This window comes from Streptomyces sp. NPDC058691 (assembly GCF_042714775.1).
Taxonomy (GTDB): Bacteria; Actinomycetota; Actinomycetes; order Streptomycetales; family Streptomycetaceae; genus Actinacidiphila.
In genome coordinates this window covers 17,156-31,972 of the sequence record NZ_JBHXSO010000038.1, presented here as the reverse complement: position 1 = coordinate 31,972, position 14,817 = coordinate 17,156, and the positions used below count along the sequence as shown (strand labels likewise).

The following is a 14,817-nucleotide window of genomic DNA, read 5'->3' as shown; positions in this document are numbered from 1 at the left end:
TCGGGGCCTGCTTTGCCCGCGCGGCCGCGCTCAGACCACGATCTTGCGCGGGTTGAAGTTGCCGCCCGGGTCCACGGCGTCGAAGAGGCCGGACATGACGGCGACGCCCTGCGGCGAGATGTCCTCCTCCAGCCACGGCGCGTGCTCCAGGCCCACCCCGTGGTGGTGCGAGATCGTGCCGCCGGCGTCGATGAACGCCTGCTGGATCGCGCGCTTGACCGTGTCGTACTCGCCGAGCGGGTCCTCGTCGCCGAACACGAAGGCGAAGGTGAAGTAGAGACAGGCCCCGGAGTGGTACGAGTGGGACATGTGCGACATCGTCCAGCCCTTGCGGCCGATCTTCTCGTAGGCGCGGTCGGCCGCCTCGTAGACCGCCGTGTGGATGTCGCGCAGCTTCGACCACGGCCCGGCGGTCTCGCTCACGTCGCCGGCGGCACCGCGGTCGAGCAGGAAGTCCCGGATGTACGGGGTGTCGAACTTCTTCTGGTCGTAGAGCGCACCGGGCCCCTTGCCGACGCCGATGCCGTGGTGCTTGCGCACGATCCGGTCGACGAGCGACTTCTGCAGCTTCGCGTGCGCCTCGTCGCCCTCGAAGCCGATGAAGGACAGGCACATCTCGTCGAGGTTCCAGCCGCGCCGCCTGAGATACGCCATGAGACCGGCCTGTGCCTTCTTCTTGATGCCCTTGGACTCCTTGCTCGTCGCCAGGGAGAAGCCCGTCTCGTGCGCGTCCGAGACACGGGTGACCGAGGGCGTCACGTCGCTCTCGGCGATCTCCCGCATCGCGGCGAGGCCGTGGTCGAAGTCCTTGAAGAAGTAGGCGTGGATGGCACGCCTTTCGGGGAGCCGGTGCACCTGCACCGTGACCTCGGTGATGACGCCGAGCCGCCCCTCGGAGCCCACCACCATCTCCCGCACGCTCGGCCCGGTCGACGCGCTCGGCACGGCACGGATCACGAGGACGCCGCCGGGCCGCACGACCCGCAGTCCCTTGACGATGTCCGCGATGTCGCCGTACTTGTCCGACTGCATGCCGGACGAGCGCGTGGCGACCCACCCGCCGAGCGAGGAGTGGGTGAACGAGTCGGGGAAGTGCCCCATCGTCCAGCCGTGCCCGTTGAGTTGGGCCTCCAGATCAGGACCCAGCACCCCGGCCTGGACGCGCGCCAGGCCGGAGTCGGTGTCGATCTCCAGCACCCGGCCCAGGCGGCCGAGATCGAGCGAGACGACCACCCGCGACTCGTCCGGATGCGGCTCCAGGCTGCCCGCGATGTTGCTGCCGCCCCCGAAGGGGATGATCACGGCGTCCGCCGCGACGGCCGCGTCGATGACGCGCTGCACCTGATCCTCGTCGGCCGGGTAGACCACCACGTCGGGGCTGCGCGCGATCTCACCGGCCCGGAGGCGGACCAGGTCACGCAGGCTCTTGCCGTACGTGTGGACGACCCGGGACAGGTCGTCCACGACGGCGTTCCCGGCGCCGACGATGCCGCTCAGGACCGTGACGAACTCCTCGGGTGCCGTCGAGGCCGGCACCTTCAACCGCGAGAAGTCGGGCCCTTCGGTGCGCTCCCCCGCCCGGAGTTCGAGACCGACGGCCTTGTGCACGAACGGCGCGAAACCGGGCTTGTCCTCGTGGTGGAAGCCGACGCCTTCCACGCCCCAGCCCCACCACTTCATGTGTTTCACCTCACCGTTGCGCAACGCGTCGGTGCGGAAGGTGGATTCGGTCACGGACGGTCTCCCTCAGATGTGACGACGTGAGGTGGCATGCGCGCCGAGGATCCGGTCGGAGTTCTCCTCGGCCAGGGTGGCGATCGCCGAGCGGATGCGCTCGCTGAACTCGCTCACCGGCTCTCCGGGAAAGGCGGTGAGCGGTTCGCCGAAGACGACGCCGACCGGCAGGCGGCCCGGTTTGGGCCAGTTCGATCCGCGGGGATGCGCCGCGTGCGCGCCGATGACCGCGACGGGGAGCACCGGCACCTCGGCCGACGAGGCGAGCGCCGCCGCCCCGGGCTTGAACGCCCCGAGCGATCCGTCGCGCGAGCGGGTGCCCTCGGGGAAGATCAGGAGCGGCACTCCCCGGTTCAGCAGGGCCCTGGCGCTGACTCTGCGCGCGTTCGCTCCGGTGCGGTCGACCGGGAAGGCGTTGAAGAAGAGAGCCGTGAGGCCGCGCCGCCGCCACACGTCGAAGAAGTAGTCGGCGGCGGCTCCCACCGCGAGGTAGCGCGCCAACCGGCGGGGCAGCGCGCCCATGATGAGAGGCGTGTCGAGGTGCGAGGTGTGATTGGCGACGACGACATACGTGTCCTCGACGTTCGCCAAGTGCTCGCACCCGAGTACCGTGACGCTGGTCACGCCCCAGACGACGGGCTTCAACAACCCCCGCTGCGCGACGAAACGCGCCGCGGCGTGAGAGCGTGACGTGAAACGGTCGCGCATCGTCGCGGACATCCGCTTCCTTCCGGTGCGGGCTGGCTCGCCCGCACTGCTTCTTTCAATGAGTGGGACTGTGGTTGCGGCCGGACGAGATCCGTCGCGAGATCCAGCGCACGGTGCGGCGCGGAAGATGACGCGTGAACCAGATGAGCAGCCGGTACCGAAAACTCGGCATGGAGATCACCCGTCCGCGTCGCACGTCGCGCAGACTCGTCTGCACGAGTCGATCGGCGTCGAGCCAGAGGAAGTCCGGAATGCCCGACGACCGGATTCCGGCCCGGTCGTGGAATTCCGTGCGGACCCAGCCCGGACAAAGTGCCGTCACGGTGACGCCCGTTCCGTGCAGCTCGTTCGCCAGTCCCTCGGTGAGCGAGGTCACGAAGGCCTTGACGGCCGAATAGCTCCCCATCGTGACGAAGCCGGCCGTGCTCGACACATTGACGATCGCACCGTGCCCGCGTTCGCGCATGGTCCGCCCGGCGGCGCCGGCGAGCACCAGCACCGCGCGCCCCATGACCTCGATCGCCCGGTCGTGCGGAGCGGTGTCGGCCGAGGTCATCGACGCGTGGACGCCGAATCCGGCGTTGTTCACGAGCATGTCCACCGGGCGGACGGGGTCCTCCAGGCGGGCGGCGACACGTACGACGTCGGCGCGATCGGACAGGTCGGCGGGCAGTACCTCGACGACACGTCCGCGGTATTCCAGCTCGACCGCCATCCGGCCGAGCCGCTCCCTGTCGCGCGCCACCAGGACCAGGTCCCATCCACGGTCCGCCAGAGCGCGCGCGAACGCCGCTCCGATACCCGACGTGGCACCGGTGACAAGTGCGATTCCGGTACGGCTCAGCATGGTTTCACATGCCATCTGCTCGGCATACGAACTCCTCGCGCATGACGCACCTCTCGTTTCTCGGCTCCTTCCTTCGACCGGGCATACGCCGATCCTGTGACACGGGCTTTCGCACACGCTCATGCCGACCCGGGAATCGCGGGGCTGTCACACATCAGCCGGTTGCCCGGTCTCACGTGATGGCCCCCGACTGCCTTTCGCACGTTCCGGGGCCTGTGCAGAGTTGCCCCCCACTCCGGTCCCAGAAAGCCCGCGCATGAACTCAAACGACGAGGCGAGCACCGCGCCGCCCGAGACAGCGGGCTTCGACGTGCGTGAGTTCGCCCGTACGGCGCACGGCAGCCACCGCGGAAGGCTCGACCTCGGGTCGCTCGCCGAGGAGCCGCTCGACGCCGCATCCGTCCGGCTCGTCCGCGCGCTGCGCGACATGGAGCGCACGACGCTGCACCGCGTGCGCGATCTCCTCGTGACGGCGACACACAAGGACGCCCGGGTCACCGCGTTCCTCACCACGTGGATGTTCGAGAGGTTCTGGATCGCCGACGCCCTCGACGCCGTCCTGGACGCCTCTCCCGCCGCCCGGGGCCTGCCTTCGAGCGCCGGCCCGGCCCGGTGGGTGCTGGCGGAGCGCCGCGAGCGCCGCGGCCCGATCCGCCGCTCCCTCATCGCCAACGTCACCGGCACGCAGATCGTCGCCGCACACGTGACGACGGGCCTCGTGGACGAATGGATCACACAGGCGGCCTACCGGCGTCTGGCCGGGGTGTCCCCCGCCATGGCGGCGGTCATCGACCCGGTGGTGGAGATCAAGCAGCGTCACATCCGCTTCCTGGCCGAGGAGTCGGAGCTGCGGCTCGCGCGCTCGGTCCGCGCCCAGCGCATCACCCGCCGCGCCCTGCGGCACTCCGCCTGGCCGCTCGGCTCGGTCGGTCGCTCCCGGCACGAGCGCGCCTTCTTCGAACGCCAGGTCTTCGGCGACCGGCGCGGACGGGCCGAGGCGGGCCGTATCCGCGCGATGGTCGCCGCGCTCCCCGGCATCGGTCCCGGTGTCGCGTCCACCGTGGAATCGAGGCTCCTTCCGTGATGCCGCACAGTGCGAAGACCGAACTCGGGGACGCGCACGTCCTGCTCACCGGCGTGACCGGCTTCGTCGGGCAGGCCGTGCTCGAGCGGCTGCTCACCGACCACCCCGCCACCCACATCTGGCTCCTCGTGCGCGGGAAGGGCAGCCAGACCGGGCAGGACCGGCTCCGGCGGCTTCTGCGCAAACCCGTGTTCGAGCGCTGGCGGGATGCCGTGGGGGCCGAGGAGGCCGAGCGGATCGCCGGTGAGCGGATCACCGTGCTCGACGGCAGCATGACCGGCATTCCCGAGCTGCCCTCGCACCTCGACGTGGTGATCCACTCGGCGTCGGTCGTCTCGTTCGACCCTCCCGTCCACGAGGCGTTCGACACGAACGTCAACGGCGCCGTGAGCCTCTACCAGGCCCTGCTCGCCTCCGGATCGGACCCGCACGTCGTCCACGTGTCGACCTGCTACGTCGGGGGACTGCGGCGCGGTGTGGTGTCCGAGGCCAAACTCGGCCACGACGTCGACTGGCGCACCGAGTGGCGCTCCGCGACACAGGCCCACGAGCGCACCGAACTCGCCTCGCGGGAACCCGCGCGGCTCGAACGGTTCATGTCCCGCGCCCGCGGCGACCACGGCAAGGAGGGCCCGATCGCGGCGGCCCGCGCGAGCGAGGACGCGCGGCGCGAGTGGGTGCGTTCCCACCTCGTCGACGCCGGCCGGCGGCGCGCCCAGAGCCTGGGGTGGACCGACGTCTACACGCTGACGAAGGCACTCGCGGAACGTGCCGCGGAAGACCTCTGGGGCGAGGCCGGGCACCGGCTCTCCGTGGTCCGGCCGGCGATCATCGAAAGCGCCCTGCGGCATCCGTTCCCCGGCTGGATCGACGGCTTCAAGGTCGCCGATCCACTGATCTTCGCCTACGGCCGCGGTCAGCTGCCGGACTTCCCTGGGCTGCCCGACTCGATCCTCGACGTCATCCCCGTCGACTTCGTCGTCAACGCCATCCTCGCCGCGGCGGCGAACCCGGCCCCTGCCGACGAGCCGGAGTACTTCCACATCGCCTCGGGCGCGTCCAATCCGCTGCCCTTCCACCGCATGTACGAGAACGTGCGCGACTACTACACGCAGCACCCGCTGCCCAAGGACGACGGTTTCGTCACGGTGCCGACCTGGAAGTTCGCCGGCGAGCGCACGTTCAACCGGCGTCTTTCGCTGGCGAAGAAGAAGGCCGACCTGTGGGACGCCGGTCTGCGGCTGATGCCGAACGACGAGCGCAAGCGCGCTCTGGCGGCCGAGAACGCCAAGCTGCGCGCCGGCATCGCCACCCTGCGCAACTTCACCGACCTCTACCGCGCGTATGTGCGGACCGAGATCATCTTCGACGACCGCAACGCCCGCGCGCTGCACAACGCCCTTCCGGCCGAGGCGCGCGAGGACCGTGGCTTCGATGTGGAGCGGATCGACTGGGAGGAGTACCTGCAGAAGGTGCACCTCCCCTCCCTGAGCGAGCTGACGGCGGTCCACCGCCGCCGTAAGGCCGCGGCGGCCGGGCCGGCGAACGCCCGCCCGACACCCGGGCTGCCGCAACGCACCGACGTGCTCGCCGTCTTCGACCTGGAGCGGACCGTCGTCGACTCCAACATCGTCGAGCAGTACCTCTGGGTGCGTACCGCGGGCTTCCGCAAGGCGGCCTGGCCGAAGGAGGTCGCGCACCTGCTCGCCTCGCTGCCGGGCCACCTCCGCGCAGAGAAGCGCGACCGCGGCGAGTTCATCCGCGCGTTCCTGCGCCGCTACCGCGGCATGCCCGTCGCCCGTCTCGAGGAGGCCGTGCGGCGCGGCTACGCCGACACGATGCTGCGGCACACGAGCGCGGACGCCCTGGCGCGCATCCGCGAGCACCGGGCGGCGGGTCACCGCACCGTCCTGGTCACCGGCTCCATCGGCCTGCTCGCCGCTCCGCTGGCCGGCCTGTTCGACGAGGTCGTCGGGAGCTCCATGCACATGAAGGACGGTGTACTCACCGGCTACCTCGACAGGCCCCCGCTCGTGGACGAGGCCAGGGCCGCGTGGCTTGTGCGGTACGCCGAGGAGGGCGGCTACGACCTCGCCGCCTCCTACGGCTACGGCGACAGCCACTGCGACCTGCCGTGGCTGGCGCTGCTGGGCAAGCCCTCGGCGATCAACCCCGACGCCGGCCTGGCGCGCGAGTCGCACAGGAGGAACTGGGACATCCACCGCTGGAAGAGCGGGGGTTCGGGGGTACGCAGCGAGGTCATCGCTGCCCGGGCGACGATCCCGGCGCGCACCGACGAGAAGAGTGACTGATGGCTTTCGACATAGACAAGTACGCGGAGAACTCCACCGGCGTGCAGTGGGCCGACCTCGACTTCGACGCGTTCGAGCGCGACCCGCTTCCCGAGGGGACGCTGCGCACGCTGCGCTACATGTGCGACATCGAGTACCACACGGTCTGCTACATGCGTGATCTGCTGACGACCCCGTCTCACAACGAGCCCGCGGTGGGCGCTTTCATGACGATGTGGAACCGCGAGGAGTTCTGGCACGGCGAAGCACTCGCGGCCGTGCTCGAACGCCACGGCATCCGAGTCGACTTCGACGCTCTCAAGGCGACCCGTCTGAAGCTCGGCTGGAAGGACCGCCTCGGGACGGTGAAGCAGACGGCGATGAGCCGCCTCATCGGAAACGACTTCGTCGCCGTGCACATGGCGTGGGGTGCGGCGAACGAGTGGTCGGCCAACGCGGCGTACCACCGGCTGGCCACGCTGGAGAGCCACCCGGTGCTGGTGCCGCTGCTGAAGCGGATCGCGCAGCAGGAGACGAAGCACGTCGCGTTCTACGCGTCGCAGGCGCGTGACCGGCTCGCGGCGAGCAAGAAGGCCCGCGTGGTCGCCCGGTTCGCGCTCGAGAAGGCCTGGGGCCCGGTCGGCTCGGGCGTCATGTCCGAGAGCGAGGTCACGCATGTCATGACCCACCTCTTCGCGGGCGCCGAGGGCCGCAGGCTCATCCGCGACATCGACTCGCACATCGCGAAGTTGCCCGGTATGGAGGGGCTGCGCATCGTCGAGGACTCCATGGACAAGCGCGGCATCGCCGCCTGAACGGCCGCGCCGCACACGCCGACGGCCCCTCCGGGCGAACCGTGACGGTTCGCCCCGAGGGGCCGTTCGCCGGTGGCGGTGAGCCTGCCGGGTTTCAGCGGGATCCGGCCGCGGCCCCGGGGGGCGCGGCCGGCCCTGGGGTCACATCGCGCTCTGCGCCCCCGGGATCCACATGGGCTCCGCCCACTCGGTCTCCGGCGCCCAGGCTCCGGCGTCGCCGAACGGCCACGAACCGGAACCCCCGTTGCCGTGGTGGCCGCCGTGACCGCCGTCGTCACCGTGACCGCCGGCCGCGGCCGGCCGGTGGTCGCGGTCCGTGGGCTCGAACCCGACCGTGTAGGTCCGGGTGACCGCGCCGTTGGCCGAGGTCACCTTGATGGTGCGGGTGCTGAAGTGGTGCCCGCCCGAAAGGACCGGGCTGCCGTCGGTGACCTTCACCCGCGCACCGGACTGGGCCGGTACGGCGGAGACGGCCGGGATCTTCTTGTCCTTCGGCCAGTCGACGACGTACGTGGACACGTCCGGGTCGAACCCGTCGATCGCGACACCCGACACGGTGATCGCCTTGGCGTCGGCGACACTCGCCTTGGTGGCGTCCGAGTGGTTCGTCACCGTGACCGACCCGTCGGCGCCCACGACCACCTTCGCCGCCATCGCCGCCGCCAGGTTGATCCGCTGCCAGCTCGCCTCGCCGTCTCCGGTGAGGTCGAGCGGGTAGCCCGAGTCCGTCGCGGTCTGCTCCAGGATCTGGGTGCGCTGCCCGGTGGTGAGCTCCGGGAAGGCCGTGATCAGCAGGGCCGCCGCGTCGGACGGCGTCCTGAGCGTCTGCCCGGCCTTGCCCACCTGGGAGAACCCGTAGGTCAGGCGCTGCGTGTACAGGTCGACGTCCTGCGCCGGGCTGAGGCCCGCGTAGGAGTCGCCCGCGCAGGCCGCGAGCGTGTCGCCGTAGCCCTGCTGCTCACAACTGTCGAGAAGCACGTTCTCGATCTCGGTGTGGGCCTGCGTGAGCAGCTTCGCGAAGTCGGGGTCCGCCCACCGGTGCGCGACGGTGGCCTGACCGCTGATGCGGCCGCCCATGACGTCGAGCGGGTAGTGGAACCCGAGGACGATGCGGTTGTTCCCGTACTCCGAGGTGCGCGCCAGGATCGACGGCGCCAGCTCCGGCAGCAGCGTGGCCAGGATGGTCCCGGCCTCGTAGCCGCCGTAGGTGTGGCCGCTGGGGTACGAACCGCTGGTGGTGAGGCTGCCGTACGAGCCGTCCTGCGACTCGTAGACGTCACCGCCGTCGCCGACGAACCCGAGCCGCACGTACGGACGCTGGTAGCCGAAGTGGTCCTTGGCCGCTCCGCCCTTGTCGAGGCCCTGCGTGACGCGGCCGAACAGCGCGCCGGTCTTGGGCAGCCGGCCGCCGTTCAAGGCGTCGAGGTAGACCTGGCCGAGCCGGGACCCGAGGCCGTCGGCCATCGTGACGGTGGAGCTGTTCGTCGCGTCGACCTCGGCCCGGTCGACCTCCTTCTGCGTCGCCGCGTTGTTGATGCGCACGGCGATCCGGTCGTTCTCAGCGGTGAGCGGCGTGCCGCCCGGCACCTTGGTGTTGGGGGCGAGGATGCCGGAGCCGAGGTCGCCGATCCCGTTGAGCAGCCCGTAGAAGTAGTCGGTCCCGTCTCCGGTCCCCGGCCACGCGTCCGAGGCGTAGTTCGCCTTGAGCGTGTCGTCCGGGAAGGGGGACGGCTCGTACGCCGGGTCGGAGGCGTCCGCCGAGGCGGCCACCGAGGTGGTCGTCGCGGGGTCGTCCGAGGTTCCGGCCAGGGTCACCGCGGTCACGGTGGCCGTGTGGGCCTTCGCCTTGCCCGTGGTCGTGAGCAGCGCCGTGTCCGCCGTGGCGGGAACGTGCGCGGTGGTTCCGTCGCCGAGGGCCACGGTGTAGCCGATGATCGGGAATCCGCCGTCGCCGGCCGCCCGCCAGGTCACGCGGACCTGCTTGCCGTCGGTGAGCACACCCGTCACGGCCGGCGTCTGCGGCTTGCCGCCACCGGTCACCACGGGTGCCGTGGCGGCGCTCGGGCGCGAGGCGCCGAACGTGTTCACGGCCTGAACGCGGGCCGTGTAGGACCTGCCGGATCGCAGCCAGGTGAACGTCGTGCTCCGGCTGTCCTGGTCGTCGATCTCGACCTGGTGGCCGTCGCTGAGGGTGACCTTGTAGCCGGTGACCGGAGAGCCACCGTCGTCCTCGGGCGCGGACCAGGCAACGGTCACACTTGTGCCGGACGACGTCGCCGACACCGCGCCGGGCGCGGCAGGCACCGCCTTGGGCTTCGTGGTGAGCGCGGACATCGCGTGGCGGAGAGCGTCGTACCGGGCGGTGAGGGCCTGGTCCGTCGACGTGCCGTCCGCGACCGCGGTCTTCGCCGCGGCGAGTGCCTCGGTGAAGGCCTTCCACGACGCGTCCGTGTAGCGGGTGTTGTCGAGGGCCGACGCGGTCGCGACCAGGTCCTCCAGCTTCAGCCTCGGCAGCGGGACCAGCTGGCCGGCGGCGAGGGTGAGGCTGCGGGTCTGCGTGTCGACCTCGAGCTGAGTCGCGCCGTCGGCGTCCACGAGGGCGCGTGCGGCCGCGAGTTCACGCAGGTACACACCGAAGTCGATCGCGTTGTAGCGCTCCTCGTCGCCGGAGAGCCCCTCGTACTGGTCGATCGCCTTCCGCAGGGCGGTCTTGTCCGTGACGGCGGGCGTCTCGACGTGGTTGAAGGTGATCCGGCCCAGGTTCGCGACGTACGGGTGCGAGGAGTCCGGGGTCGTCGTCAGCCGCAGGTAGACGGTGTGCTTGCCGGTGATCCCCTTGGGCAGCGTCAGGCTCGTCGTCCCTCCCGACGACCACGCGGCTCCCGTCACCGGCAGCGGCACGGTCGCGTACGGGGTGCCGGGGCTGGCCGTGTCGAAGGAGTCCAGGTAGAGCTGGACGGCGGAGCCGGTGCCGCAGCGGGCGGAGTTGTTGACATAGGTGATCGTGACGGTGCTCTTCGGGGAGCCGCCGAAGTCGATGTCACCGTAGTCGAGCCAGGCCCCGTTGTAGGTGCCGCCGAGGTCGGTGGCGGAACCCGCGCCGGTCCAGCCGACCGGCTCGCTCTTGAGCCCGCCGCCGCTGTTGGAGCGCCACGCGGTGGCGTCGAAGCCCACGGGGGCGTCGGCGGTCTTCGTCAGGGTCAGCGAGTAGACGTTGCCCACGTAGGGCTGGGACGCGGTCTGCGTGCTGGAGACGAAGGCGGCGTACACGTCCTGGACGCCGGCGAAGACGCTCGGGTCGAGCTGCACGGTCTTGGTGGCGACGGTTCCCCAGCCCGAGCCGGTGTAGTCGAGGGGGATGTCGACCTTCTTCACGCCGTCCTTCGAGCCGAGGTGCAGCTCGATGTGCGAGTCCGACGCGGCCCGCGACTGCGGCTTGTCATAGCTGACGGCGACGGTGTCGGCGCCGCTTTGGAGGTTGATGTCCTTCCACTGCGCCCAGGCGCCGTTCGTCACGTTCTCGAAGACGCCGTTGCCGAGGTTGAGCGGGAGCGAACCGTTGCCGGTCGCGGTGCTGTTCACGGCGGTCAGCGTGGCGAGCGTGGTCGTGGGGGACGTGGAGACCTCGTTCGGCGAGAACTGGTACCAGTCGAAGTTCGACACCCACTGCTGACCGGACGGGGCGTGGAACACCATCGTCGCGCTCTTCGCGTCCAGCAGGGCGGCCGGGTCGGTGACGGCCGCCTGCACCGTGGTGTAGTACTGCCAGCCGCCGGTGCCGGGCAGCGAGGCGGTGGCCACGACGGGGCCGTCGGCGTCACCGGCGTGGATGTCGACGCTGCTCGGCTTGGCGTTCGTGGGCTGCGAGTTCGCGTAGTGCACCGAGATGCTCCGCGGGGCGACCCCGCCGAAGTCCAGCTTGGTGTACCGCTCCCACGCTCCCTCGGTGACGCCGCCGAGGTCGCCGTCCGAGAAGTACGCCTCCTTCACCAGGTTCGGGCCCTGCATCTGGTCGGGGGCCTCGGCCTGCAGGACGGTGTAGCCGCCCTCGTCGATGGTGAGCGCGTCGATGGCGGAGTGCAGCGCGTCGTCCGCGGCCATGATCGTGCCGGTCCCGGAGGCGCTGTCCGCGAGGACGGTCCGCGCGCGCTCCAGGGCGGACTGGAACAGGGTCCAGGAGCCGTAGGAGTAGTTGGCGCTGCGCACCAGCGACGCCTGGTCGACGAGTGCGCCGAGCGCCTTGCGGTGCACCGCGGCGGCGGAGATGAGCAGCGGGTCGGTCGGGGACATCCCGGTGCCGGTCACCGTCGAGGCCCGCACGCCGTGGGCGAAGGCCGCGTCGCGGAACGTGATGCCGAAGCGCACGTCGGTCTGCGTGGTGCCGGTGAGCGACAACGTCGCCGTCCGCTTGTCGCCGACGCGGAGGTCGGCCGTGACGCCGGCCGGCAGGCCGGTCACGCTCGCCGCCCCGGTCTTGGTGAGGCTGGTGCCCTTGCGGGCGTCGAACGACGCCGGTCCGTCCAGGGTGAGCTTCACGCTGTCGTCGACCGTGCCGTCCGCGGCGGTGCCGACGGTGCCCGGGCGGGCGGAGACGACGGTGTCGCCCTTGTCCGTTCCGGTGTCGCCGTCACCCGTGTCGCCGGAGTCGGTGTTCAGCGAGTACGCGGGCGCGGTGTGGGCGCCCCACTGCGAGGGCTTGGAACCCATGGTGAAGTCCAGGGTTCCGCCGGAGATGATCTGCGAGTAGTCGAGCCACGTGTTGTCGAAACGCTTGCCGTTGAGCTTCGCGCTCTGCACGTAGTAGTTGCCCGGCGAGACGCCGTCGGCCTTCACCGTGAACTTCGAGCCGTTGGCGTACGTGATCGTCGTCGAATCGAAGAACGGGCTGCCGATCTGGAACTGGCTGGAGCCGGCGGTCACCGGGAACAGGCCCAGGGCGGCGCCGACGAACATGGTCGACATCGTGCCGGCGTCGTTGTCCATGGTCGGCAGGAAGCCGTTCGGGGAGAGCTTGTAGACCTGGGTCTTGACCGGCGGGGTGAACTGGCCGCCGGAGCTGGGCGCCTCGTTCGTGGAGCCCGTCGCGATGTAGCGATTCCAGGTCGTGCCGGTGTAGATGGCACGCACCCACTTCTGCGTCAGGCTCGGCTCGCCGACGTAGTTGAAGAGGTACGGGGCCTGGAGGTCGATCTCGTTCGCGTTGGAGTGCAGCATGGTCGAGCCGTCATCGACGCCGGAGTCCTCGCCGAACATGTGCTCGACAGCGGCCTTGCCGGCCTTGTCGCCGCCCATGGCCTCGATGAGACCGCCCATGTCGTAGGCGTCGTACCAGTGGTACTGCCAGAGCGTGCCCTGGTAGAGACCGGCCGCCTCGAACTTCTCGTAGTCGGCGCTCTGCCAGTCGCCGTTCGCGGCGCGCGGGGTGAGGAGGCCGACCTTGGTGCCGTCGGCCGCGGTCCAGGCACCGGACTTCACGAGGTTGTCGATCGCCATGGTCGACTGGTCGCGCAGCTTCTTGGCGTCGTCCTTCTTGCCGAGCGCATCGGCGATGACGGACAGCGCCCACTGGTCGTAGCCGCGCTGCACGGTCGTGCCGGGGTCACCGGTGACGTAGCCCTGCCGCAGCTGGGCGCCCGTGTAGTAGCCGGAGTACGACAGCAGCGCCGGGTACGCCTCGTCGAGCCGGTCGAAGTTCTTGAAGCCCTTCGACAGCGCGTCGGCGACCAGCACGGCCGAGCGCTCCCAGCGCACGGTCGGGACCGAGTGGGTGAGGCTGCCCAGGCTCTTGCCGGAGGTGCGCGTGTCGGCGAAGAGCTCGATCAGCGACTGGATCATGTCCCGGTAGGTGGCCGGGTCGATGTAGGCCTCGACGGAGTACTTGCGGAAGTCGTCCCAGGTCGACCAGCCGTCGTAGTACGTGAAGCCGTTCGCCTTGTGCACCGCTCCGTCCGCGCCGCGGTACGTGCCGCTGGTGCTGGTGGCGTTCACCGGCAGCGCGTACATGCGGTACAGGTGCGTGTAGAACTCCTTGGTGAGCGTCGACCCGGGGTCGGACTTCGCCGAGGCGTTCACGGCGACGGCGCCGAGCGCGGCGTTCCACTCCGCCTTCGTCTTCGCGCGGGCCTGGTCGAAGGTGAGGCCGCCCACCTCGTGGTGCTGGTCGGTCGCGGCCTGTTCGGCGCTGATCGGCGACAGCGTGATGCGCAGTTCGATGTCGTTGCCGGCGGCCTTGTCGAAGCCGAGGACGGCGCCGGTGTCGGACCCGTCCTGCGTGGTGGCGTCGCTCAGCTTGCCGTCGTTGCCCCAGCTCTTCAGGGAGGTCACGGGGACGTTGGTGGTCGCGTCGTAGTACAGCTTGTACGAGGCGCCGTTGAACGACCCGGCGATGAGCCCGCTGATCGAGGTGGTCCCGTCAGGGAGCGTCGTCGCGTTCATCGTCGAGCGGGTGCGGCTGGTGAAGTTGTTCGCGAGGTCGAGGACGAGCTCGGGGTTCGACCCGGCGGGGAAGCTGTACCGCTGCAGCGCCGTGCGCGTGGTCGCGGTCATCTCGGCCTTGACCGTGCCGGAATCGTGCGTCACCGAGGACGCGGTTCCGGAGATGGCGCCGAGGCCCACCTGGTAGTAGCCGGGCGTCGCGGTCTCGTCGTCGTGGCTGTACGAGTGGGCGTACGTGCCGGTGGCGGGCCGCTTGTCGTACTGCACGGAGGTCGGGACGACCAGCAGGTCGCCACCGCCTCCCGAGCCGCCGACGCCGTCGAGGTTCGTCGAGGTGAACCCGGCGATCTGGTCCTCGTTGTAGTCGTACCCGGTGTGGTTGCGGTTCGGCGTGGTCAGCGGGTTGACCTTGGCCAGACCGTGCGGTGCCTGCGCGCCCGGCAGGTCGTTGCCGTCGTCGGCGGCGGTCGAGACGAACGGGTCGACCAGTTTCGTCCAGTCCGTGCCGCCGGACGTCCCGGCGGACCCTGCGGACGAGGTCGCGACGGGCATGGCCGCGGCTGTGCCGCCGCCCGCCAGCACGGCGAGGCCGAGCGCGCCGGTGAGCAGCGCGGCGACCGTCGCGCGCAGTGGTCTGCGGCCCTGGCGGGCGGTTCCCGGAAGGAACACGCGGGGCAAGGGGGGATGGGATCTGATGGGCACGTAACCTCTCCAGCGTCGCGATGCGCACGCATGGTCCGGCCCCACGGAAGACAACGTTGTCAGCCCGAATGCCGGGCGTGCGACCCAGAGCGAGTCGGCAGTGGACACACGGATTCGCACCCGCCGCGTTCACGACCGTCCGCCATGACACACGGACAAGGCGTACGGCGGGCAAAGAGAATTCGTACAGCGTGTGGGTGC

7 protein-coding genes are annotated in these 14,817 nt (G+C 70.4%); 3 read left to right on the top strand and 4 right to left on the bottom strand.

Annotation, left to right across the window (positions count from 1 at the left end; genetic code table 11):
* Positions 1-30 precede the first annotated feature (30 nt).
* Genes ACFWVC_RS25230 through ACFWVC_RS25220 form a run of 3 tightly spaced genes read right to left on the bottom strand, consistent with a single transcriptional unit; the run spans position 31 to position 3,289 of the window.
* Positions 31-1,734 carry an FAD-binding oxidoreductase gene (locus ACFWVC_RS25230; protein ID WP_384290394.1) on the bottom strand — a complete coding sequence of 568 codons (1,704 nt, stop codon included), beginning with the start codon at positions 1,732-1,734 and terminating at the stop codon, positions 31-33.
* A gap of 12 nt (positions 1,735-1,746) precedes the next feature.
* Positions 1,747-2,454 carry a lysophospholipid acyltransferase family protein gene (locus ACFWVC_RS25225; RefSeq protein WP_384290392.1) on the bottom strand — a complete coding sequence of 236 codons (708 nt, stop codon included), beginning with the start codon at positions 2,452-2,454 and terminating at the stop codon, positions 1,747-1,749.
* A gap of 43 nt (positions 2,455-2,497) precedes the next feature.
* Positions 2,498-3,289 (bottom strand): SDR family NAD(P)-dependent oxidoreductase, encoded by a 792-nt coding sequence (locus ACFWVC_RS25220; protein WP_384290390.1) that lies wholly within the window; start codon positions 3,287-3,289, stop codon positions 2,498-2,500.
* 256 nt (positions 3,290-3,545) lie between these two features.
* Between ACFWVC_RS25220 and ACFWVC_RS25215 the strand changes: the two genes are divergently transcribed.
* From ACFWVC_RS25215 to ACFWVC_RS25205, 3 genes are read left to right on the top strand one after another with little or no spacing between them, the layout of a single operon-like run.
* Positions 3,546-4,373: a hypothetical protein gene (locus tag ACFWVC_RS25215; protein WP_384290388.1), complete on the top strand. Its 828-nt coding sequence runs from the start codon at positions 3,546-3,548 to the stop codon at positions 4,371-4,373.
* Complete coding sequence (locus ACFWVC_RS25210) at positions 4,373-6,685, top strand: SDR family oxidoreductase (protein WP_384290500.1); 2,313 nt, start codon at positions 4,373-4,375, stop codon at positions 6,683-6,685. Before ACFWVC_RS25215 ends, ACFWVC_RS25210 begins: the two co-directional genes overlap by 1 nt.
* Positions 6,685-7,479, top strand: coding sequence for a ferritin-like domain-containing protein (locus ACFWVC_RS25205; protein ID WP_384290386.1), 795 nt, complete (start codon positions 6,685-6,687; stop codon positions 7,477-7,479). The genes ACFWVC_RS25210 and ACFWVC_RS25205 overlap by 1 nt, the downstream gene beginning before the upstream one ends.
* Before the next feature lie 141 nt (positions 7,480-7,620).
* Here the strand turns inward: ACFWVC_RS25205 and ACFWVC_RS25200 are convergent, their stop codons facing one another.
* Positions 7,621-14,466 (bottom strand): glycoside hydrolase domain-containing protein, encoded by a 6,846-nt coding sequence (locus ACFWVC_RS25200; protein ID WP_384290498.1) that lies wholly within the window; start codon positions 14,464-14,466, stop codon positions 7,621-7,623.
* Positions 14,467-14,817 lie beyond the last annotated feature (351 nt).

Excerpts from the sequence above, each read along its gene's own strand:
- ACFWVC_RS25220 (WP_384290390.1), bottom strand. The coding sequence starts at position 3,289 with ATGCTGAGCCGTACCGGAATCGCACTTGTCACCGGTGCCACGTCGGGT.
- ACFWVC_RS25210 (WP_384290500.1), top strand. The coding sequence starts at position 4,373 with ATGCCGCACAGTGCGAAGACCGAACTCGGGGACGCGCACGTCCTGCTC.
- ACFWVC_RS25215 (WP_384290388.1), top strand. The coding sequence starts at position 3,546 with ATGAACTCAAACGACGAGGCGAGCACCGCGCCGCCCGAGACAGCGGGC.
- ACFWVC_RS25205 (WP_384290386.1), top strand. The coding sequence starts at position 6,685 with ATGGCTTTCGACATAGACAAGTACGCGGAGAACTCCACCGGCGTGCAG.
- ACFWVC_RS25225 (WP_384290392.1), bottom strand. The coding sequence starts at position 2,454 with ATGTCCGCGACGATGCGCGACCGTTTCACGTCACGCTCTCACGCCGCG.
- ACFWVC_RS25200 (WP_384290498.1), bottom strand. The coding sequence starts at position 14,466 with ATGCCCGTCGCGACCTCGTCCGCAGGGTCCGCCGGGACGTCCGGCGGC.